Here is a 20,740-nt window from a genome sequence, read left to right as displayed (position 1 = left end):
CAGGGGAGGCATGATGAAACTTGGACTGCTCACCGCGCCATTCGCGGAGACGCCGCTTGGCGAGGTTGCCAACTGGGCCAGCTCTGCCGGCTTCGAGGCGCTGGAAATCGCCTGCTGGCCGAAAACGTCTGGCGCGACCCGCCGCTACGCCGGCACCAGCCACATCGACGCTGTTTCCACCTCTCCCGCGCAGGCACAAGAAATCGTTGCCTCGCTGGCGGAAAAGAGCCTCACCGTTTCCGGCCTCGGCTACTACCCGAACCCGTTGCATCCCGATGCCGCGCACCGCGAAGCGGTCATCGGCCATCTGAAGAAGGTGATCGTGCTGGCCGCCAATATGGGCGTGCCCGTGGTCAACACCTTCTGCGGCGGCGATGCCTCGAAAACCGTCGACGTCAACTGGCAGGACGCGCTGACAGTCTGGCCCGAAATCGTCGCTTTCGCACGCGACCATGGCGTAAAACTCGCCTTCGAGAACTGCCCGATGATCTTCAGCTATGACGAATGGCCGGGCGGGCACAACATTGCCTATTCGCCGCAGGTCTGGCGTCGTATCCTGGAAAGCTGGGGCGGCGATGTCGGCATGAATTTCGATCCCTCGCATCTGGTCTGGCAGATGATCGACCAGGCCCGCTTCATCCGGGAATTCGGCCCCTACATGCTGCATGTCCACGCCAAGGATTTGATGATTGATCATGATGGACTTTATATCAGCGGAATCCTTTCGGCCGGGATAGGCTGGCAGGTGCCGCGCATGCCGGGGCTGGGCGATGTCGACTGGAGCGGCTTCTTCTCCGGCCTCTACCGCGCCGGCTATGACGGCTCGGTCATCATCGAACACGAGGACAGGCGATTTGAAGGCAGCGACGATCAGGTGAAGCGCGGTTTTCTACTCGCCCGCGACGTGCTGCGTCCCTACATCAAATGAAGGAAAAGAGCATGTCGCCCAAAAGTGCCCAGCGGTTTTGGGGCAACGACATGCCCAGGGAAAACATGTCGGCGACGACATGCGGAGGACAACGAGTTGAGCCGCCTGAATCTCTTTCTGAACGGCATGCCTCAACGACTTGGAACTGAAACTGAAAAACAATGTGGAGGAAGTCTGAAATGAAGAAAATACTGACCGTGGTCCCGCTGCTTGCGGGCGCTGCCTTGCTGGCCTCGGTGGGCGTCTCTGCCGCCGCCGGCAAATACACGATCGGCATCTCCAACACCGTCCAGGGCAATGGCTGGCGCGAGGAGATGGTGTGCGCCATGAAGGCGCAGGCTCTGGCCTCCGGCGAGGTGGCAAAACTCAACATCGCCCACCGCAACACCGATGCCGCCGGCCAGCTCGAGGACATCCGCAACCTGATCAGCGCCAAGGTCGACGCCATCGTCGTCAACCCCGCCGATCCGGCCGGCATCAAGGCGGGCCTGGAAGAAGCCACCAAGGCCGGCATCGTCGTCGTTGCCGTCGACCAGGCGGTCACCGAACCGTCTGCCTACATCATCTCCAACAACCAGGAGCAGTACGCCTATCTCGGCGCCAAATGGCTGTTCGGCCAGATGGGCGGCAAGGGCGAGGTGTTCTACATGCGTGGTGCGGCCGGCGCTTCTGCCGACTCCGATCGCGATAAAGGCTTCAAGAAGGCTTTGGCCGAGTTCCCCAATGTGAAGGTCGCGCAGGAAGTCTTCACCGGCTGGCAGCAGGACCAGGCCAAGCAGCAGATCCTCTCCTTCCTGTCGACGGGAACGCCGTTCAACGGCATCTGGACGTCAGGCATCGACAACGTCATCGTCGACGCCCTGGTGGAATCGCAGGCGCCGCTGGTGCCGGTGGTCGGCGCCGACAATGCCGGCTTCGTCGGCCAGCTGAGCTCGGTCAAGGGCCTCGTCGGCGCCGCCGTCACCAACCCCGGCTCGATCGGCGGTGCGGGCGTCACGCTGGCGCTGCAGATCCTCGACGGCAAGAAGCCGGCACAGCAGACCGTGCTGGTCGACCCGCAGCTCTGGGACAACGCCACCGACGAAGGCAAGGCCAAGCTGAAAGCCGCCGCCGACCCGTCGCTCAGCCCCGAATGGCCGGTCTCGATCTCGATCCCGGACTGGACGACGTACACGAAGGAACAGATCGTGGCCTGCAAGGGCCCGGGCGAGTAAGTCTCCGATATCCCTGCCTCACAAGGGCGGGGAAGTCACATATGGGCAAAGGCCCCCTCACCCGGATTACCAACCGAATTGCGAAGGGCAATTCGGGGCAATCCGACCTCTCCCCGAGGGGAGAGGAGCCGGCACGAGCGCCAGCCTCTTCTCCCCCACGGGGAGAAGGTGGACGCGAAGCGGCCGGATGAGGGGGCCTCTCCACACGCGATAGCCCTGCCTCATAAATCGAGAACAACCCGATTTGACCACCAGCCCCCTCCTAGACGCCTCCGGCGTCGCCAAAAACTACGGTGCGGTCGCAGCGCTGCGCAACGCGTCCCTCTCCGTCCTGCCCGGCGAAGTCCACGCTTTGATGGGCGCCAATGGCGCCGGCAAGTCGACGCTGGTGAAGATCCTGACCGGCGCCATTACGGCCAATGCCGGCCGCATCCTGATCCGGGGCGAGGCCCGCGACATCCGCTCGCCCGCCGCCGCGCGCCGCGCCGGGCTTTTGCCGGTCTACCAGGAGCCGTCGCTGATCCCCGATCTCGACGTTCTGTCCAATCTGCGGCTGACCGGCACGCCGGTCGAGCCGTTCCGCGCCTGGGTACGTGAACTCGGCATTCCCGACCTCGACCTCCGCGACACCGCCCGCGACATTCCGCTGGCCGTGCTGCGCGTGCTCGACCTTGCCCGCGCGCTCGCCGTCGAGCCCGACGTGCTGCTGCTCGACGAGATGACGGCGGCCCTGCCCGCCAACCTCGCCGAGAAGGTGCTGGAAGTGGTGCGCCGCCAGGGCGATGCCGGCCGCGCCGTGATCTTCATCTCGCACCGTTTCGTCGAAATCTCGGCGCTCTGCGACCGCGCCACGGTGCTGCGCGACGGCGAGACCGTCGGCGTCGTCGACATCGTGCCGGGCGTGGAAGAAAAGATCGTCGAGCTGATGCTCGGCACCCGCATCGTCAAGACGCATGTCGCCGCCCGCAGCGCCGCCGACAAGGCCGCGCCCGCCGCAGCCAAGCCGCGCCTTTCGGTGCGCAATCTGCGCGTCGGCACCAAGCTCAGCGACGTCTCCTTCGATCTCGCCGATGGTGAAGTCGCCGGCGTTGTGGCGCTCGAAGGCCAGGGCCAGGACGAGCTGTTTGCGGCGCTCGCCGGCTCGATCCGCCCGTCCGGCGGCACCATCGAAGTCGACGGCCAGGGCGTAAAATTTTCGCACCCGATCGACGCCATCCGCGCCGGCATCGCTTACGTGCCGGGCGACCGTTCGGAAGCGCTGGCCATGCAGCGCTCAGTGCGCGAGAACATCGCGCTGCCCTTCAGCGCGGCGCTGCGCAACTGGGGGCCCATTCCCATGCGCCGCGAGCGCGCGAAAGTGCTCAGCGCCATCGAGCGGCTGCAGATCGACACCCGCGCGCAAGGCGAGGTGCAGCGCCTGTCCGGCGGCAACCAGCAGAAGGTGACCATCGCCCGCTGGATCGCGGCCGACGCCCGCACCATCCTGTGCTTCGACCCGACGCGCGGCATCGATGTCGGCACCAAGCAGGAGATCTATCGTCTGCTGCGTGAGCTCGCCGGCCACGGCAAGTCGGTGCTGTTCTACACCTCGGAACTGGAAGAGGTGCAGCGCGTCTGCGACCGCGTCATCGTCATCTTCGGCGGCCGCCTGGTCGACATTTTTCCGGTCGAGGAAGCCGACGAGCCGGCGCTGATGCGCGCCGCCTACGGCCTGCCGCGTGGCGCCAAGGCCGATATCGGGATTCTGGCCGCCCCCACCGTCAACGCCTCCGATGCGCCGGAGCCGACCCCATGAACCATTTCCTGCGCCGCCAGGGTTGGGTCGTCGGCCTGTTTGCTCTTTTCGTCGTCCTGTTCATCGCGACCATGATCATCCAGCCCAGCTATGGCAGCAATGATTTCGGCTCGCTCGCCCGCGCCGTGCTGCCCTATGCCTTCGCCGTCGCAGCCCAAACTGTGGTGGTCATCGCCGGCGGCATCGACCTGTCGGTCGCCGCCATGATGGCGCTGACCAGCGTCACCGCCGCCTCGATGATGGCGGGCGCCAGCGAGGAATACGCGCTGTTCGTCGTGCCCGTCGTGCTCGCCATGGGTTTTGCCCTTGGCGCGCTCAATGGCCTGCTGATCGTCGTCACCCGCGTGCCCGACATCGTCGTCACGCTGGCCATGCTGTTCGTGCTGCAGGGCGCCGCCCTGCTGGTGCTCGATGCGCCGGGCGGTGCCGCCGCCGAATGGCTGAAGGCGCTGATCTCCGGCACCGTGCCGATCCCCGGCCTGCCCGACGCCATCGACGCCTGGCTGCCGAAGGCGCTGCTGGTGTTGGTCGTCTGCCTTTGCGTCATCTGGATACCGCTCCGGCGCTCACGCCTTGGCCTCTCCATCTACGCCATCGGCTCGAGCGAACTGGCGGCGTTCCGCTCAGGCGTGCCGGTCAAGCGCACCCGCATCATCGCCTATGCGCTGTCTGGCCTGTTCGCCGCCTTTGGCGGGCTGGCGCTGACCATGAGCACCGGCATCGGCGCCCCCATCCCCGGCCCCTATCTCTTGGCCAGCGTCGCCGCCGTGGTGCTGGGCGGCGTCGCGCTCGGCGGCGGCAAGGGCGGCCTCCTCGGCCCCATCGTCGCCGTCTTCGTGCTGCGCCTGGTGCGCACGGACCTGACGCTGCTCGCCATCGACCCCAACGTCACCGCCATCATCGAAGGATTGATCATGGTGGCGGTGGTGATGTTCGGCGCGTTCATTACGATGCGGGGGCGGCAATGATGGGTGGGGTGATGGTGCCCTTTGCGAGGCGATCGCGTGGGAGAGGCCCCCTCATCCGGCCGCTTCGCGTCCACCTTCTCCCCGTGGGGGAGAAGAGGCGGGCATCGACGCCGGCGTCCTCCTCTCCCCTCGGGGAGAGGTCGCATTGCCCCGAATTGCCCTTCGCAATTCGGTTGGCAATCCGGGTGAGGGGGACTTTGCGCCGATGCGATCTCTCTGCCCCCACCCCATCGCGAACCGGACCCACCCCATGAGCACCACCGCGATCACCCCCGTCCCCCTCGGCCGCCGCGTAAAGCGCTTCATGGCCGACCGCCCGCTCGTCCCGCTGATCATCCTGCTCGTCATCCTGGTGGTGATCCTGCAGATCCTGCGCCCCGGCATCGTCAACGAGCGCTGGATCGGCAACACCATCAAATTCGCCATTCCGCTGGCGATCCTCGCCGGCTGCCAGACCATGACCATGCTGACCGGCGGCATCGACCTCTCGGTCGGCACGGTGGCGACGATGAGCGCCTTCATCATGGCGACGCAGATCGTCAGCCAGGACCCGGCGGTGGCTTTCCTCTTGGCGATGATGCCGGCGGTGCTGATCGGCCTCGTCAACGGCATCGGCGTCGGCGTCTTCCGCGTCCACCCGCTGATCATGACGCTGGGCACCAGCCTGATCGGCACCGGCTGCCTGCAAGTCTACCAGCGCACGGTGATCGCGTCGGGCGCGAAAATCCCCGACTTCCTCGCCTGGCTCGGCACCGGCGTCACCTGGGGCTTCCCCAACGCCCTGCTGCTGTTCCTGCCGCTGGCGGCCCTCATCGTCTTCACGCTGGCCCGCACCGGCTTCGGCCGCCTGCTCTACGCCGTCGGCGACAATGAACGCGCCACCCGCCTCGCCGGCGTGCAATACTGGCAGGTCATCACCGCGCTCTACGTCACATCAAGCATGCTCGCCGGCATCACCGGCCTGCTCTATATCGGCCTGATCAAGGCCCCGTCCCTCTCGCTCGCCGAACCCCTGGTCCTGCCCTCGGTCGCCGCCGCCGTGATCGGCGGCACCTCCATCTTCGGCGGCCGCGGCGGCTACACCGGCACCATCATCGGCGCCCTGATCCTCACCGTGCTGACGACGCTGCTGACGATCCTGCAGATGCCGGAGGGGGCACGGCGGATATTGTTCGGGCTGATCGTGCTGTTCGTGACGGCGGCTTATTTGCGGATTGTGGAGGAAAGGTAAGGGGCAAACGGCTGATTTGGGGCGGGGATCGGACCCGCTGTCAGTCGCGTCGGACTACCGAGCTTCGGCTATACCCGAAGACAGAGGGGGCGCATGACGGGGCAGCTCACAATCGGTGTCATCGGCTACGTTTTAGCGGTAAATTTGCTGGCGTACGCCGCTATGGCATCCGACAAGTCCAGGGCCAAAAACGGTTTACAACGCATTCCCGAGTCGACGCTTCTGACCCTTGCCATGATCGGCGGCAGCATCGGAACCATGATCGCGCAGCAAACGATCCGACACAAGACGCGCAAGGAGCCGTTCCGCTCCACGCTCGTTGGCATCGTCCTGCTCCAGCTCCTCGCCCTGATCGCGCTTATAGTCGGATTGCTCACTACGGGATCGCCCGAAGCGCTCTGGCGATTCCTTACGTCATGACGGCGGCTTATTTGCGGATTGTGGAGGAACGATAGAGGCCATGCCACGCCGACTTTTGCCGCCGCTGGACGTCCGCCTGGCATCAAGGTCGGAAGATTTTGCGGGGGCCGTTGTCAAAACTCCTGCGGCCGCGTTTCCAGCCCGCAACCACCGGCGCGGCTTCGCGCACGGCCGCTAACGGTCCGTCACAGTCCAGCAGAACGATATCGGCCTGCGCCCCGACCGCCACACCATAGGGCGCTGACATCAACCGGGCAGCGCCTGATGTCACCATGGCAAAGACGGCGGCAATATCCGCGGCCAGCGTCAGTTGCGCGACGTTCGCGTAGAGATTGGCCATACGGATCAGCGATGCATCCCCGAATGGCGTGAAAGGATTCAGCAAATTGTTGGTGGCAATCGCCACGGCGACGCCCGCTTTGGCAAGACGATCAGCCGGCGCAATCCCACGCGGAACCAATCTGTCGTAGCCTCGCCCATTGAGGAAGAGATCAGTCGCCGGAAGCACCGCGAGCCCTATCCCGGCTGAGGCCAGTCGCGCGCCGATCTGGGAGACCTGATCGGGCGCCATCGCCGAAAGGTTGGTGACATGGCCGAGCGCGACGCGCCCTTGCCAGCCTCTTTCCACCGTCCCGGCGATGACGAACGGCAAATCCGTCCTGTCCGGGTCGAGGGTGAAATCCAGGTGAAAATCCGCCGCCACGTCGTATTTTTCGGCAAGGTCGAAGATGAGTTCGATATGACGGCGCGGATCGGGGTCCGTGTAAGGGCATCCGCCGACCAGATCGGCCCCCTCGCCAAGCGCCTTGTCCAGCATAGTAAAAGTGTCGGTTTCATTAGTCAGCCCGTCCTGGGCAAAGGCGCAAATCTCGATGTCGATGGCGAAAGCGTAGTCGCTGCGGACGCGTTTGATCGCCTCGAAGGACCGGAAGCCCGCGCGCGGATCTATCTCCACGAAGCTGCGCATCCGCGTCGTGCCATGAATGATGGCCTTTTCAACCACGCGCGACGCTCGTTCGTAGACGTCCGCTTCCGTGAAGCCGACCTTGGCTTTCGAGGTCTCGCGGATCGCCTCGGCCAGCGTACCTTCGCAGATGGCGCAGCGATCGAGAATGCCGGCCTTGTCGAGATGGATATGGGCGTCGACAAAGCCCGCGCAGGCAAAACGGCCGCCGGCCTCGACCTCCTCATCCGCTTCGCCTGATATAAGCGGATCGATCGCAGCGATCCTGCCATCGGCAACGGCGATGTCGACGATCGGACCGGCTTCTTCAAGCCGGACATTGCGGATAATGAGATCGAAGGTCATTGTGCGCTTCCGATGGCGCGGCCGTCGCTGCGCGGGGGCGTGCGGCGTATCTCGGTTTGAGGCTCATCCTGGCTGATCTTATGCAACGTTTCAGGTTCCACAACTCACCTTACGGTGATGATTCTGTTAATTTTTCCGTCGCCAAATCTTGGTGAAAACAGACGCCTCTCGCCTTAAGTACGGTCGTCTGACGCCTCTCCCGCCGAGTTCAACCTGAGTGGCGGCCACGTCTGCTTCCAGGGAAAGCCAAAGCTAGCTTTTATGACCGGCTTGAGGCGCAAAGCTGCCGTTCACGTCGTGCCTGCGTAAGTCAGCTTCGGGTGAAAACGTTCGCATTTCCTCGATCGTTCAAACACGGAGTAGCGAAGCGATTATTCTATTATCGCGTCGCGCGCCTACTCGACGGCATCACCGTGTCGATTGAATATGTTTGCGCTCGGATGACGCCGCTCTGTGGAGCAGCACTCTGTTGCGGCCGGTTTGCTTGGCAAGATAGAGTGCCGCATCCGCATGCCGCTGTAGCTGCTCCGGTGAGATGTCGTCGTCAGCTCTCTGAACTGCAACTCCAATGCTGAGGGTGACGCGGCGGGACACGCGGGATGCAGGATTGGGAAAAGCAGCGGCCTCAACACTCCTGCGAATTCTCTCAGCCACGGAAATGGCCTCTTCTTCGTCCGCCCCGGGCAGAAGCACGAGGAACTCTTCGCCGCCGTAGCGGGCCACGTGATCGCGGTCGCGCCTCACGTTCTCCTGGATAATGCTGGCGACCTCGACAAGACAGCGATCGCCCTCGGCATGGCCGAGGTGATCGTTCAGCTTCTTGAAGTTGTCGATGTCGCACATCAGCATAGCGGCACCGTCGGAGCATTTTCTGCCACCGCCCCATAGGCGGTCGAGCGTTTCCGTCATCCAGCGCCGGTTGGCGATGCCGGTGAGCGGATCGGTTCTCGCCAGCATCTCCAGCCGATCGTTCGCTTCCGCCAGTTCGGCGACTCTGCGCCGGTCGCGAAGCTCAAACAGGAACGTCTTTTGAGCGAGGATTGTCATGATGCGCCGCGCGGCGACTGTTGCGAAGATACCACTGGCGAAGAACAGCGTCGCAGCCACTGCGCTCCCAAATGTGATGCTTGGGTTCTGCATCTGAAAAACGAGATAGAGACCGAGCGCCAAGCCAGCAATACTCATCGTCCAGGCCAGCGGGATGCCGAAGATGATGATGGCCGTGATGGCCACGAACAGCATGATGTTCAAGTGCCGTTCGTAGAACTCGCCACCAGCGCTTACCCCGACCAGTGCAATCGACAGCAAGATCAGGAACATGCCCGCGATCAACGAAGTCCCCTGGAGCCAGGGCGCCTGCGGTTTTTGCCAGACAAGGACGATCGCGATGACGACGGGCGGAATGATGGCGCCAGGCAGGAGCATGGACACCGCAATCGCCTTTGGAAGCATCAACATGTAGAGCGCCAGGGTCAGCACATCCAAAATAGCAACCCAGATCATCCAGGCTCGGATGATCTTCGCCGTCTGCGACCAGACACGGGCTCGAAAGAGGTGTTTGATCTCGCCTTTGAGGCGGATATCGCGCGTGCGGCGCGCCAGCAACCGCTCCACTTCCGCGGTTATGGCAGGGTCATCCTGTACGTCGAGGGGCATCGGATCTGACACAATCGATGGGGCCTCAACCGTCTTCCTCTGAACATCCATCCCAGCCATCCGGTCGTCCGCAATAAACAACTATGCCAAGCTATCCTGAACATTTGATGTCTATTGGCGCCTGATCTGCGTGGTCAGTCGTAACCCTACGGTAAGCAACCGCACAGGGCTGCATCGTTGATCGCGCCCTGGTAGCCAGGCCGCACCATGTCAACGAGACTGTGCCGCGGGTCAGTAAGTCTCGGGGACACTGGCAGGCGGGAGTGATGTCAGGCCGTTAGAGGACCGTGCGGTGCCGGCGTCTACCACCATGACAAGGCCCCTCGGGCTTCCAACCGAGGGCGATGCCACCACTTAAGGCCAGGTGATCAATGTGTTTTGTTGATCGACGTGACTGCGAGGTTCGTCAGCTTGTTGTTGGTGGCCTTCTCCTGGTCAAGGATCTCGCTGAGCAGCTTGTGCGCTTCGTCATGCCCGAGGTCCTTTGCCCATTCCCGCAGAGAGCCGTACCGGGAAATTTCGTAGTGCTCGACTGCCTGACAGGCCGCCAGCAGTCCCGAATCGAGGGCAGTTCCTGACGCTTCTTCCATCAGTCCATCGGCTTCCTTGATAAGGCCCTCGATAGCGTCGCACTTCTCGCCAGAGGCCTTCTTGCCTATCGACTTGAACACCTGCTCCAGCTTCCTGATCTGGCCCTTCGTTTCCTCGAGATGGTCTTCCGCAGCTTTCTTCAGCTTGGCGTCCTTCGCGGCCCCGGCCACTTTGGGCAAAGCTTTGATAATCGCGTTTTCGGCATAATACATGTCTTGAAGCGTATGCTCGAAAATATCGGCCAACGTTTTCATCATAGTGCTCCTTTGCCCGAATTGGCTTTGGGAGAAAGAGCGGGCGAGGCAAATCGTTCCGTGCTTCACGGGAACCGGATGTATCAACCTGCCTGCGTGCGCAACTCGCGCTTCAAGCAACACTGCTGCCCAAGCCCGCATCCATCACCGCCAGTATGCCCTGCGCCGTCGCCTTGACGGTGGGGCGGGCGCCGTCGCGTATCCATAGGCGAATGGCCGCCTTGCCAGTCCTGCCTATTCGAAAGTCCGACCTGCTGCCCCCCGCCAGGTCTTGACGAAAATCGGTGCGCCTGACACGAGGGCAAATGGGGCATTCGCGCCATGGAAGATGAGCAGGCGGTGGGCAAGCTGTGAAGCGTTTTTTTCGATTGCTTGCCGCTGTGGTCATGGCGTCCGGCGTGGCCGGCTGCACCAGCGTTTCCTACTACGCGCAGTCGCTGGAGGGCCATGTGCAGATCATGGCCGCGCGGAAAGTTGTCGGAAAGCTCATCCACGATCCCTCGACGCCTATGGCATTGCGCACGAAGTTGACGTCGGCGAGCGCCATACGTCGCTTTGCCACGGATGAGCTGGCGCTCCCCGATAACAGCAGCTACCGCAGCTATGTCGACATCGGTCGGGACAACGTGACCTTGGCCGTTTTTGCCGCGCCGCAATTCTCGCTCACGCCGATAACATGGTGCTTTCCGGTCTTCGGCTGCGTTCCGTACCGGGGTTACTTTTCCCAGAAATCCGCGGCTGAAAGCGCTGCCGAATTGCAGCGACAAGGGCTGGACGTCTACGTCTCGGGCGTCACCGCCTATTCCACGCTGGGCTGGTTCAGCGACCCGCTGCTCAGCACCATGCTGCGTCAGAACGACACCTATCTCGCCAGCCTCATCTTCCATGAACTGGCGCATCAGAAAATCTATGTGAACGGCGACTCCGCGTTTAACGAGGCTTTCGCGGTCGCCGTCGAAACCACCGGGGTGAGGAAATGGCTGCGCGCCACCGGCAATCGCGCCGGACTGCGCAGTTACGAAACCGATCGCCAGCGCAAAGCGGATTTTCTCGGACTGATAGCGAAAACCCGGGACGAGCTGAGGCAGGTCTATGGCAGCCCCCGCACCTCGCAGCAGATGGCTGCCGCCAAAACAGCCGCGATCGACAGGCTGCGGGTGCGCTACCGGCAAATGCGCGACAGGCGCTGGGCCGGATATCGCGGATACGATGCCTGGTTCAATAACCCCATCAACAACGCAAAGCTCGCCGCGACGTCCGTCTACGGCGAACAGGTTCCGGCGTTCCTTCGCCTTTATGATTTATGCTCAGGCGATTATCCAAGGTTCTATGCTTCCGTTCGGCGGATCGCGGCATTGCCCGAGCCTTCCCGCGCGGAGGCACTGAGCAACGCTACGACGTGTCATTGACGTTGACCAGCACGGCGGCCGGCCTCACCGTCGGCTCGTCATCGCCGCGATCGTCTCCAACAGCACCCCCTGCTCTCCCACCCAGAACCAGTGATCCTCCCCCTCCACCTCGACAAACCGCGCTCCCGGTATCCGCGCCGCCAGATACCGCCCGGCCTCCACGCGCACGGCCCGGTCGCCAGTGCGGTGCAGGACCAGCGTCTTGGCCGTGACCTTTGACAGCAGCGGCCGCACATCGGTATCGCGCAGCGCTTGAAGCAGGCCGGCGACGGCGCCGGGGCTGGAGGCGGCCCTGAGCAGGCCGGCCCACCAGGCGCGGGCCTGGCGGTCGGCGGCGACGCTGGGCGCGAAAGTTTCGATTTCCGCCGGGCCGCCCCAGCCGGCGAGCAGGCGCTGCTGCCAGAGGTCGTATTGCGCCGATGTCAGCGCGAAGGGATAGTCGGGCGCGTGGCTGCCCTTGGCCAGCGAGCCCCAGAGAACCAGCCCGGTCAGGCGGTCGGGGTGGTCGACGGCAAAGCGGATGCAGCCCGGCCCGCCCTCCGAGGCGCCGACCAGCAAGGCTTTGCGGCTGCCGGCCGCATCCATCACTGCCAGAATGTCGCGCGCGGTGGCCTCGACGGTCGGGCGGGCGCCGACGCGGTCGGACAGGCCCATGCCGCGCCGGTCGAACAGGATCAGCCGGCCGAGCCGCGACACAGCATTGAGCCAGGCGCGGCAGCTCCTGTCTTCCCAGATGCGCTCGACATGCGAGATGAAGCCGGGCACCAGCACGATGTCGGCCGGGCCGCTGCCGACGGTCTGGTAGGCGATATGGATGCCGTCCACCTGGATATAGCGGGTTCTCGGCACCTCGGCATCGCTCGCGCGCAGCAGAGCGAGCGTGGCGGGGTCGGGCGTCACGCCGAGTTCGTCGCGCAGCAGCCGCGCAGAGGTTTCGCCCTGGCGCTCGGCCGCCGCCCGGTCACCGGCCGCCAGATGGGCGCGGATCAGGTGGCGGTGCGCGCTTTCGCTCAGGGGATCGAGGGCCGCCAGGCGGGTGGCATGCAGCACCGCGCCGCGCGGTTCGCCCCCGGCGATCTTGGCCTCGACCAACCGCTCCAACGCCTGCACCAGCCGGCTGCGCAAGGCCTCGCGGCGGAAGAACACCCATTCCTCGAATTCGGGACAAGCCGGCAGCGAGAAACCGGCGAGATAGTCGCTGGTGTAGAGGCCGGCGGCATCGTCGAGCAGCCCGGCGTCGCAGGCGTGCTCGAAGGCCCGGGAGTCGGCCTCAACGAACAGCGGCGCGCGCACCATCAGGGATGCCGCGCTGGCTGATATGACCTCCTCGCCGAACGCGATGCGGATCTTGTAGAGCGTGCGCCGCAGGCGGGCGCGGGCGGCTTCCGCGTCGGCCTCGGGCCAGAGCAGTGTGGCGGCGACGTCGCGCGCCACCGGTCCGCCGGCCTCGGCCAAGTAGATGACGAGCGCCGCAGCCTTGCGCAAGGCAAGCTCCACCGGCCGCCCGTTCAGCCGGAACTCCGGAAAACCCAGAAGTCTGAGTTGTATCAGTTCCATCGATCCGCACGCGGCCGCCCGGTCAAAGGACGCTGAGGGGACGCCGGCCTTCTATCCCCGGTTTCGAGCCGATCCGGCCCGATCAACTCCCTTGGAGCGAGAAATGTCACCGGTCAATACATCAAGCCATCGCACAGCAGAACCGCTAGCCGACGGCGTCCCTGCCGCCAGGCATGGAGGCTGAGCCATGTGCCAGACCTGCCTCTCCTGGTATGCGCGCTGCATCGCCCCTTACTTCGTCCACGCCGGCTGCTCGGCCAGCGCATTCACGCATATGCGCAGGCGCGTCATCCCGCGGGCGCAAGGTGTCGTCGTCGAAGTCGGCTTCGGCTCAGGCCTCAACTTGCCCTATTACGACGCCGCCAGGGTGGAGCGGCTGATCGGCGTCGATCCCGACGGCACGATGCTCGGCCTCGCCGCACCGAAGAGCAGCGCCTCACCCTTCCCAGTCGAATGCATCCGCGCCAGCGGCGAAAGCCTGCCCTTGGCCGATGGCTTCGCCGACACGGTGGTCGTCACCTATGCCTTCTGCACCATTCCGGACCCCGAGGCCGCGCTGAGCGAAATCCGCCGCATCCTGAAGCCGACGGGCCGGCTGATCTTCATCGAGCACGGCCAGGCCGAGGGGCCGCGCTGCCGCCGGTGGCAGGAGCGCTTGAACCGGCTGTGGGGATCGATCGCCGGCGGCTGCCACCTTAACCGCGATCCGCTGCGCCTGATCGGCGGGGCGGGCTTCCGCCTCATCGAAGTGCAGCACGGGCGGTTTCCCTTGCCCCTGTGGCAATTGGGCAGCCACCACGCCGGCATCGCGGCGGTGGGCTGACCGGCCTTCGCCAGCGCCTCACCAGAAGCCGACGAGCGACCTCAGCATCGCGGCCGGGCCAACCGCCTCGCGGCAGATCTGGCGAAACCCGGACCGGCCTGTGGCGTCCAGCACGTCGTCGTCGACGGCGCGCAGGATGGCGCGGGCATTGCGCCATCCCATCCTGGCCAGCGCCGATGTCAGCTCGGCGCGGGCGGGGTCGAAGGTCTTCTCATCCGCCGGACTGTCGGCGGGATCAAAATCATTGCTCGCGCCGAGCGTGTGCCTGGGGAGAGCCACCACCCGGCGGGCATCGAAGACCGAGGCAAGATCGAGAAAACGCGAGATCGAACCCAGGCAATCGGCCGGATCTGAAACCAACTGCTCATAGCGCACGAAATGCACCGGCGCGCCGGAGCGGCGAAGCGCATCCATGGCGAAATAGAACTGGTTCCAGTAATCGGCCGGCGAATGGAACCTGTATTCCATGCGCTTCGGCTCGGTGAAATCCTGCCTGACGTCGAAGGGCTGCGTGAGAAACGAAGCGAGATTCCCGTTCGGCTTGAAAATCGTGTCGTTTCTGGCAAGGCGGAACCACGACAGGATCTGGCTGACCGGATCCTTGCTCAGGACGACAATGGGCAGGTCGCCATACTGTATGTCGCGCCCGTTCATGAGCGCCGGAAAGACCCCATGTTTCCAGAAGCCGTGATCGAAGACGATTTGTACGCCGAGATAGCGTTCGAGCAGATACTTCGCCAGATTGGTGCCGGATCGCGGCGTCCCCATCACCCGCACGGCAACAGTGCCGGAGCGCTCCCGCGCCCCGCCAAGCGTCGACATATCGACAATGGTTCCCATCACGCCCCGCGAAAAACCGGTTGATCGGCTGCCAATGCGCCGGGCTGCTTGGCCGCCGCCGCCGGATTCGGCCCGTAAATTCTCGGTGCGAGATCGTCTGAGCCAACCTCTGCGACAGCGTCGGCTCCTGCGACAGGGTCGGTTTCCGCGACAGCGTCGATGGCCGCGACGTGGTCGACAATGGTCGCGAAAAACGCGCGCTCGCGGATCGGGCGGTAGCGCGACGCGATGATGTGGCGCAATTCCGCCAGCCAGACCGGATCGGTGCAGGCCTTGGCGACCGCGGCGCACCAGCCTTCGACGTCGCGCGCGGGAATGGTCGGCATCAGCCCCTGCGTCGCCTCCGTCAGCGACGGCGCATCCGAAATCAGCACCGGCAGCCCGAAATCGAGGCACTCGGCGGCACCCAGGCCCCAGCCTTCGACCGCGGAGGGATAGACGCTGAATTCGGCGTCCCGGTAGAGTTCCGCCAGCTCCCGGTCGCTGAGGTTGGAGCGGAACTCGACATGTTCGGCAAGTTCCGGATGCTGCGCCATGAAGGCGGTGAGCTCCTCATACATCCAGCCCCAGCGGCCGCACAGCACGAGCGTCGGCAGCCGCTCACCCAGCAGCGGCAACAGCCGGTGCCAGACCTTGAGCAGCAGGATGTGGTTTTTGCGGATCTCGATCGTCGAGCAGTAGAGGACGAACTTGCGATCCCGGTTTTGCCGCTCAGTGGACATCTCCCGGTCGCTGACGCCTTCCCTGAGAAAGGCGCCGGGCGATGCAACCGCGACCCGCGGAACCCGGCCAAGGCCGGAGGCCTTGGCATGGCACTTCACCCGGTCGGCGGTGTATTTCGAGACGCAGACGAGCAGCTGCGCATTGTCCAGCTGCCATGCCGTGTTGCGGACGAAACCGCGCGCGTGATGCGGCCCGACGAATTGCGGGAAGTCGATCGGAATGAGGTCGTGCATCAAGGTGAAGATGCCGCTTTTGGCTTTCTTTCCGGCGAACTTGCCCGAGGCCAGTTCGTGCACGCTGGCGCTGGACAGAAAGCATATGGCGTTTTCATCCTTCAGCGGATCCCCGCTGTCGAGCCTGCTTGGGCGCAGCGCCGACTTCACGATCTTGAACAGCCGAATGGCTGTCTTGGACAGCTGAAACTTGACGCCGCGTCGCTTCTCGGCCCCCGACAGGAAGATCGCCGCCACGCGATCGAACTCGCGCCCAGCAGAGAACGGTGCCGCCCGCATGATCGACAGCACTTTCCACAGCCGCGCCAGATACGAGCTTCCCTCACCGCCAATCGGTTGCGGCAGATCGCCGTCGACCAGCCGACGGAGATAGCGAAGTTCCGTTTCGTCGAGCCTTTGACCTTGCCCCCAGGCGTCGACGATGAAGAAGCCGACCGGCGAGCCCTTCCATCGCAGCGCCTGACGGATGAGCGCCGTTTCGACGCGCGGGATGCCCACTGGCGGATGCGGCCCCCAACGAAACGGCAGGGAGGCATCAATATACAGTTTTTTCAATGGTTTACCTTCGAGGTTGCTTCACCGAAAATCGACTCGATCCGGAGGCAACAAGATCCGTGGCGGCCAAAGCCGCGTCATTTCGGCCGCATCATTTCGGATTGTCTTGCCTTGTTCCGAGGCCCGAGGGTTTCGAACCTCAGGTGTCGATCTGATGTATGTGGGAAATTTACCCACGTCAAGAGTGCGCGGTTGACTTGTGGGTAATTTTCCCACACATTGAGTCCGTTAGTGACTGTGAGAGGAAAGGAAGCCAGGACATTCCATAGGATTCAGCGGACCGTCCGCCCCCCGTATGGTCCGCGGAAAGCAGCCGTACCAAAAAAGCTCACGCCCCTACCCAACGAGCCCCGTACGGCTGTGCCGGCCGGTTCCGTCTATCGCAAAGGACGGACCGGCCGGATCGTTGCTGTCTCCTGCTCAATTCCGTTGCAATAACGGCCAGCCGTTCGCGCTGCCCCTCACCTGCCTGCCGGCATCCTCTCCCCGTATAGTGACGGGGAGAGGGACGCTGTCATCGGCGGCTTCGCCAATCACCAACGTTGCAAGAAGAACGCCGGCGTCGCGGCCAGCCCCTCTCGCCCCGTTTACGGGGAGAGATGTCCGGCAGGACAGTGAGGGGCAGCGCCGACGCCGGAGATTACGGCGTCCGGCCAAGATGATGCGTCGGCCTAAGGTGCGCCCGGCCCACCAGGGCCACCCGGCCCGCCGGGTCCCCCCGGCCCCCCAGGTCCTCCAGGTACGCCCGGTCCAGTCGGTGCGCCCGGCCCGGTCGGTCCCCCGGGAAGCCCGCCGGGCGGCATGCCAGGCTGGTTTGGCGATGGCCCGCCGGCACCGTGCCCACGCGACGCCGATACGATGTTGCCCTCGCGATCGAACCCGACCTCGATAAACGCCCGGACAGCAGCCGTCGATTTCACATCGCCGTTCTGATTGTCGACGGCGATGCCCAGACCCGATTCCAGCAATTGTCCGCGACGCTGCAGAAACGTCTCGTAGAGAACATCCGCGACATGGGCCTGCGGCACCGGCGTTTCCGCTTCCAGATGCACGATCTTGTATCCGCCCGTGGCCTTGGTGAGGGTCAGCTGAACGCGCCGGTTTGCCAGTGGCGACGATCCGGGTCCGATCTTGAGCCGCCCGACCAGCAACGCGCCCGATCTTGCGACCGCCAGGCCGCGAACCAGATAGTGCGTTTCATCCGGCCTGGCCTCCACCAGGCTGGCAACGATTTTCCCGTCGGGCCGGCGAATGCCGTGGACAGCCACGATATCGCCCACCCCGACAGTCAATGCCTCCGCAAGCTGGCTGATGTCGACCTGCTGTCCCAGCACCCGCATCGAGCCGGCGGTCTTGCGCTCGACCGGTCCCACCACCTCGCTGGTGACATGGATGGCGTAGGTGATCACGCGATCGGCCTTTTGGACCACCGCGACGCGCACGACATGCCCGACCTTCAGGCTGTTCGGGGCAACGCGGACGCCGTCGATCCAGACCGGCACGTCAGGCTGATACTGAACCCGCACGCCATTGACGAAAATGCTGCCGAAGCGCTGGATCGTCCCGACGATGCCGGTGCCGCCGATGCCCTGGTCGCCGTCGGTGCCCGCCGTCCAGCCGGTGCCGCCAATACCCTGGTCTTTCGGCTGTTCGGTCGTCCTTGCAAGCAGGCTGAAAAACACCGCCGGCACGGCGGCTGCGAGCGTCAGGAAACCCCGTCTCGTCGGCCTGCCGCTCATGCCGTCTCTCCGCCGGCATCCTTGTTCTCAGATGACTCCTCGGCAACCAGCGACGTGCCGTCGGCAGTGAGGATATAGACACCCCAATTCCACCGGCTGGTGCCGCCGGGATCGCTTTGAATGGCCTGGTTTGCGTATTTGTTGAGGCGCAGCAGCGTTTCGACAGCGATTTCGCGGCTGTAGGCCTCGAGCGACCTGGCAAGCTCTTCCGACAGCCCGTCATAATGGACGGCGCGCTCGAGGAAGGGCGGCGCGTCGGCCAGGACGTTCTCGACCGAGGCGGCCGCGTGATCGCCGAGATTGCGGGCAAAATAGTAGAGCCGGACCTCGCCGTCGCCGCGCGGCACCATCGCCCCTTCCATCAGGACGATGCGATCCTTGCTGTCGATCTCGACCAGCTCTCGGTCGAGCCAGTCGTCCAGCACGGCGCGTGGCCTGAGATCACGGGTCACCGATTCGACCAGGCCGGCAAAGGACGGCTCGCCGGCCTCGCTCGTCCGCGCCAGCGGCAACGGCACGCCCTTGGCGTCGACGAACAGCGGATCGGCCAGCCAGCGCGCGACGATGGCGCTCGTCCTGGACACGGAATCAGGCACCACCCGCACCGGAGCGCCCGCCCCTCTCAGCCGACTGACTTCCTTCCTGTGAACGCCCGTCAGCAGGCTGACCCGGCTATCGGTTTGCTGCTTGTCCGGCAAGGCGAACTCATGCTCCGCCACATTGACGTAGAGCTGTCGCAGCAGGTCGACGAAGGCCGGAAACGTCACCCCGCACTTGATGGCGAGCCGCACCAGCGGGCGAAGAACCCGGTTCAACGCGTTCTGGACGCCCGCGGCATCCAGATATTGTCCCGCCGATTTGCTCATCGTCGCCTTCACTTCTCAATCGCGAGATCGATCATCCATCCCTCGGAAATTCCTGCCGAAAATAGCTTGTGGGAAATGCTTCCACAAGGGTGCCGGCCAAAGAAGCGACATCGGCGGTCCTTCTTTCGCGTCAGTTCCGGTTGCCTGCACCCTATGGGGGAACAACGCTTTCGACTTGGCCAAATCATCTTGGTTCACGCCAGTTGACACGTGTGAAATTTTCCCACAACTATGTTCGGGCAGAATGTAACCCCAGATCATGCGCGTCAAGGAGAAGCCTTTTGAAGAAGCCTTATGTCAGACCAACCATCGTCCGGGCCGGAGGGATTTTCGAAGAAACGCCTGATGAGGTCACCGACGGCGCCGGCTCATATGCCGGCAACGGAAAGACCATCGATCCGGTCATTTCCATAACCGCCGATATCGTGTCGTCCTATGTCTCGAACAATCCCATTCCCGCCGCCGAGCTTCCCGACTTCATCGGAAAGATACACGCATCGATCCGGAATATTTCGGATGGCGTTGCCGATGGCGGGCCTGATGAGATCAGATATGCCGTGCCCGTGAAAAAATCCGTCACGCCGGATTTCATCATCTGCCTGGAGGACGGCAAGCGTTTCAAATCGCTGAAGCGGCATATCGAGACGAATTACGGCCTGACGCCGGAGCAGTATCGAAAGAAATGGAACCTGCCTTCCAGCTACCCGATGGTGGCGCCGAACTATTCCGCGACCCGCTCGCAACTCGCCAAATCCATGGGGCTCGGCCGAAAATCAAAATAGGCAGTTGGAGGCGGCGCGGCGCACCAACCTCACCAGAAGCCGATGAACGACCTCGCTATCGCCGCCGGACCGATCGCCTTCCGGCAGGTTTTGCGAAATCCAGCCCGGCCCGTTGCATCGAGCACGTCATCGTCGATGTCGCGCAGGATGCGGCGCGCATTACGCCATCCGATCCTGGCGAGCGCGGATGCCAGGTCCGCGCGCGCGGGATCGAACGGACCCTGCTTGGCGGCCGGGTCCGCGGGGCGGTCGATGTCATTGCTGGCGCCGATCGCGTGCCGTGGAATGGTCACGGTGGCGCCGGCGTCGAAAGGCGGGGACAGGTCGAGAAAACGCGAAATCGAAGCGAGGCAAAGCGCCGGCGTTGCAACGAGCTGCTCATAGCTGACGAAATGCACCGGTGCGCCGGTGCGGCGCAGGGCTTCCAGAGCAAAGTAGAACTGGTTCCAGTAATCGGCAGGTGTGCGGAACCTGTAGGTCATCTTGGGCCGCGTGAAATCCTGCCTGATTTCGAAAGGCCCGTTCAGGAACGGTCCAAGATGTCTGGCCGGCCTGAAAAGGCTGTCGTTCCTGCTGAAACGGAACCATGACAGAGCTGGGTAATGGGATCCTTGCTCATCACGAGGATGGGCAAGTCGCCATATCCGAGGTCGCGCCCGCTCATCAGGGCCGGAAAGATCCCATGCTTCCAAAAGCCCTGGTCGAAGACGACAGGCACGACAAGATGGGTTTCGACCAGGTGCTTGGCGAGATTGGTGCCGGAGCGCGGCGTCCCCATGATGCGCACCCGGGCGGCATTGCCGCCAGGCTGCCCCTGCGATCTGCCGGGAGTTGAACGCGTCATAGC

Annotated in this window: 19 protein-coding genes; 9 read left to right on the top strand and 10 right to left on the bottom strand. The window is 64.0% G+C overall.

All coding sequences use genetic code 11. The features are described from left to right. Positions 1–13: 13 nt before the first annotated feature. From AC1DX4_RS29855 to AC1DX4_RS29830, 6 genes are all read left to right on the top strand, one after another. Positions 14–928 carry a sugar phosphate isomerase/epimerase family protein gene (locus tag AC1DX4_RS29855; RefSeq protein ID WP_477223725.1) on the top strand — a complete coding sequence of 305 codons (915 nt, stop codon included), beginning with the start codon at positions 14–16 and terminating at the stop codon, positions 926–928. Positions 929–1,107: 179 nt separating this feature from the next. After that, a complete protein-coding gene (locus AC1DX4_RS29850) occupies positions 1,108–2,142 on the top strand; it encodes an ABC transporter substrate-binding protein (protein ID WP_477223724.1) in 1,035 nt (344 codons plus the stop codon). 244 nt (positions 2,143–2,386) lie between these two features. Then, positions 2,387–3,937, top strand: a complete 1,551-nt coding sequence (locus AC1DX4_RS29845) for a sugar ABC transporter ATP-binding protein (protein ID WP_477223723.1) — start codon at positions 2,387–2,389, stop codon at positions 3,935–3,937. Further along, the gene (locus AC1DX4_RS29840; protein ID WP_477223722.1) at positions 3,934–4,905 is read left to right on the top strand and encodes an ABC transporter permease; all 972 of its coding nucleotides are present in this window, start codon (positions 3,934–3,936) and stop codon (positions 4,903–4,905) included. The genes AC1DX4_RS29845 and AC1DX4_RS29840 overlap by 4 nt, the downstream gene beginning before the upstream one ends. Positions 4,906–5,155: 250 nt before the next feature. Then, positions 5,156–6,136, top strand: coding sequence for an ABC transporter permease (locus tag AC1DX4_RS29835; RefSeq protein ID WP_477223721.1), 981 nt, complete (start codon positions 5,156–5,158; stop codon positions 6,134–6,136). Between the two features lie 93 nt (positions 6,137–6,229). Further along, complete coding sequence (locus AC1DX4_RS29830) at positions 6,230–6,556, top strand: DUF1294 domain-containing protein (protein WP_477223720.1); 327 nt, start codon at positions 6,230–6,232, stop codon at positions 6,554–6,556. Positions 6,557–6,638: 82 nt separating this feature from the next. Here AC1DX4_RS29830 and AC1DX4_RS29825 read toward each other — a convergent pair whose 3' ends face one another. The 3 genes from AC1DX4_RS29825 to AC1DX4_RS29815 all read right to left on the bottom strand — a co-directional run bounded on the left by AC1DX4_RS29825 (position 6,639) and on the right by AC1DX4_RS29815 (position 10,366). Then, complete coding sequence (locus AC1DX4_RS29825; protein WP_477223719.1) at positions 6,639–7,865, bottom strand: amidohydrolase family protein; 1,227 nt, start codon at positions 7,863–7,865, stop codon at positions 6,639–6,641. Positions 7,866–8,273: 408 nt separating this feature from the next. Continuing rightward, positions 8,274–9,521: a GGDEF domain-containing protein gene (locus AC1DX4_RS29820; RefSeq protein WP_477223750.1), complete on the bottom strand. Its 1,248-nt coding sequence runs from the start codon at positions 9,519–9,521 to the stop codon at positions 8,274–8,276. Between the two features lie 368 nt (positions 9,522–9,889). Continuing rightward, entirely contained in the window at positions 9,890–10,366 is a 477-nt protein-coding gene (locus AC1DX4_RS29815) for a YciE/YciF ferroxidase family protein (protein WP_477223718.1), read from the bottom strand. 386 nt (positions 10,367–10,752) lie between these two features. Here AC1DX4_RS29815 and AC1DX4_RS29810 point away from each other — a divergent pair, with 386 nt between their 5' ends. Beyond that, positions 10,753–11,775 (top strand): aminopeptidase, encoded by a 1,023-nt coding sequence (locus AC1DX4_RS29810; protein ID WP_477223749.1) that lies wholly within the window; start codon positions 10,753–10,755, stop codon positions 11,773–11,775. A 24-nt stretch (positions 11,776–11,799) separates the two neighbouring features. Here AC1DX4_RS29810 and AC1DX4_RS29805 read toward each other — a convergent pair whose 3' ends face one another. Further along, positions 11,800–13,332, bottom strand: coding sequence for a bifunctional AfsR/SARP family transcriptional regulator/alpha/beta hydrolase (locus AC1DX4_RS29805; RefSeq protein WP_477223717.1), 1,533 nt, complete (start codon positions 13,330–13,332; stop codon positions 11,800–11,802). A 187-nt stretch (positions 13,333–13,519) separates the two neighbouring features. Between AC1DX4_RS29805 and AC1DX4_RS29800 the strand changes: the two genes are divergently transcribed. Continuing rightward, entirely contained in the window at positions 13,520–14,155 is a 636-nt protein-coding gene (locus AC1DX4_RS29800; protein ID WP_477223716.1) for a class I SAM-dependent methyltransferase, read from the top strand. Between the two features lie 18 nt (positions 14,156–14,173). Here AC1DX4_RS29800 and AC1DX4_RS29795 read toward each other — a convergent pair whose 3' ends face one another. The 4 genes from AC1DX4_RS29795 to AC1DX4_RS29780 form a co-directional block, all read right to left on the bottom strand. Continuing rightward, positions 14,174–14,995: a hypothetical protein gene (locus AC1DX4_RS29795; RefSeq protein WP_477223715.1), complete on the bottom strand. Its 822-nt coding sequence runs from the start codon at positions 14,993–14,995 to the stop codon at positions 14,174–14,176. Continuing rightward, the gene (locus AC1DX4_RS29790; protein ID WP_477223714.1) at positions 14,995–16,506 is read right to left on the bottom strand and encodes a glycosyltransferase; all 1,512 of its coding nucleotides are present in this window, start codon (positions 16,504–16,506) and stop codon (positions 14,995–14,997) included. Before AC1DX4_RS29790 ends, AC1DX4_RS29795 begins: the two co-directional genes overlap by 1 nt. 671 nt (positions 16,507–17,177) lie before the next feature. Continuing rightward, on the bottom strand, positions 17,178–18,245 hold the full coding sequence (locus AC1DX4_RS29785; protein ID WP_477223713.1) for a DUF5666 domain-containing protein: 1,068 nt from the start codon (positions 18,243–18,245) through the stop codon (positions 17,178–17,180). After that, positions 18,242–19,111: a DUF6502 family protein gene (locus AC1DX4_RS29780; protein WP_477223712.1), complete on the bottom strand. Its 870-nt coding sequence runs from the start codon at positions 19,109–19,111 to the stop codon at positions 18,242–18,244. The genes AC1DX4_RS29785 and AC1DX4_RS29780 overlap by 4 nt, the downstream gene beginning before the upstream one ends. A 392-nt stretch (positions 19,112–19,503) precedes the next feature. Here AC1DX4_RS29780 and AC1DX4_RS29775 point away from each other — a divergent pair, with 392 nt between their 5' ends. Beyond that, positions 19,504–19,893: a Ros/MucR family transcriptional regulator gene (locus AC1DX4_RS29775; RefSeq protein ID WP_477223748.1), complete on the top strand. Its 390-nt coding sequence runs from the start codon at positions 19,504–19,506 to the stop codon at positions 19,891–19,893. A gap of 29 nt (positions 19,894–19,922) precedes the next feature. Here the strand turns inward: AC1DX4_RS29775 and AC1DX4_RS29770 are convergent, their stop codons facing one another. Beyond that, positions 19,923–20,375: a hypothetical protein gene (locus AC1DX4_RS29770; protein ID WP_477223711.1), complete on the bottom strand. Its 453-nt coding sequence runs from the start codon at positions 20,373–20,375 to the stop codon at positions 19,923–19,925. A gap of 41 nt (positions 20,376–20,416) precedes the next feature. Beyond that, positions 20,417–20,737: a hypothetical protein gene (locus AC1DX4_RS29765; RefSeq protein ID WP_477223710.1), complete on the bottom strand. Its 321-nt coding sequence runs from the start codon at positions 20,735–20,737 to the stop codon at positions 20,417–20,419. Positions 20,738–20,740 lie beyond the last annotated feature (3 nt).

Source organism: Mesorhizobium sp. P3_A8 (assembly GCF_056402995.1).
The sequence above is the reverse complement of the archived record's forward strand: the minus strand, read 5'-3'. Positions and strand labels throughout refer to the sequence as shown.

Bases quoted from the DNA above. Each gene is read 5' to 3' on its own strand.
- AC1DX4_RS29855 (WP_477223725.1), top strand. From the start codon at position 14: ATGAAACTTGGACTGCTCACCGCGCCATTCGCGGAGACGCCGCTTGGC.
- AC1DX4_RS29850 (WP_477223724.1), top strand. From the start codon at position 1,108: ATGAAGAAAATACTGACCGTGGTCCCGCTGCTTGCGGGCGCTGCCTTG.
- AC1DX4_RS29840 (WP_477223722.1), top strand. From the start codon at position 3,934: ATGAACCATTTCCTGCGCCGCCAGGGTTGGGTCGTCGGCCTGTTTGCT.
- AC1DX4_RS29835 (WP_477223721.1), top strand. From the start codon at position 5,156: ATGAGCACCACCGCGATCACCCCCGTCCCCCTCGGCCGCCGCGTAAAG.
- AC1DX4_RS29830 (WP_477223720.1), top strand. From the start codon at position 6,230: ATGACGGGGCAGCTCACAATCGGTGTCATCGGCTACGTTTTAGCGGTA.
- AC1DX4_RS29825 (WP_477223719.1), bottom strand. From the start codon at position 7,865: ATGACCTTCGATCTCATTATCCGCAATGTCCGGCTTGAAGAAGCCGGT.
- AC1DX4_RS29820 (WP_477223750.1), bottom strand. From the start codon at position 9,521: ATGCCCCTCGACGTACAGGATGACCCTGCCATAACCGCGGAAGTGGAG.
- AC1DX4_RS29815 (WP_477223718.1), bottom strand. From the start codon at position 10,366: ATGAAAACGTTGGCCGATATTTTCGAGCATACGCTTCAAGACATGTAT.
- AC1DX4_RS29810 (WP_477223749.1), top strand. From the start codon at position 10,753: ATGGCGTCCGGCGTGGCCGGCTGCACCAGCGTTTCCTACTACGCGCAG.
- AC1DX4_RS29805 (WP_477223717.1), bottom strand. From the start codon at position 13,332: ATGGAACTGATACAACTCAGACTTCTGGGTTTTCCGGAGTTCCGGCTG.
- AC1DX4_RS29800 (WP_477223716.1), top strand. From the start codon at position 13,520: ATGTGCCAGACCTGCCTCTCCTGGTATGCGCGCTGCATCGCCCCTTAC.
- AC1DX4_RS29795 (WP_477223715.1), bottom strand. From the start codon at position 14,995: ATGGGAACCATTGTCGATATGTCGACGCTTGGCGGGGCGCGGGAGCGC.
- AC1DX4_RS29785 (WP_477223713.1), bottom strand. From the start codon at position 18,245: ATGAGCGGCAGGCCGACGAGACGGGGTTTCCTGACGCTCGCAGCCGCC.
- AC1DX4_RS29780 (WP_477223712.1), bottom strand. From the start codon at position 19,111: ATGAGCAAATCGGCGGGACAATATCTGGATGCCGCGGGCGTCCAGAAC.
- AC1DX4_RS29770 (WP_477223711.1), bottom strand. From the start codon at position 20,375: ATGACCTACAGGTTCCGCACACCTGCCGATTACTGGAACCAGTTCTAC.
- AC1DX4_RS29765 (WP_477223710.1), bottom strand. From the start codon at position 20,737: ATGACGCGTTCAACTCCCGGCAGATCGCAGGGGCAGCCTGGCGGCAAT.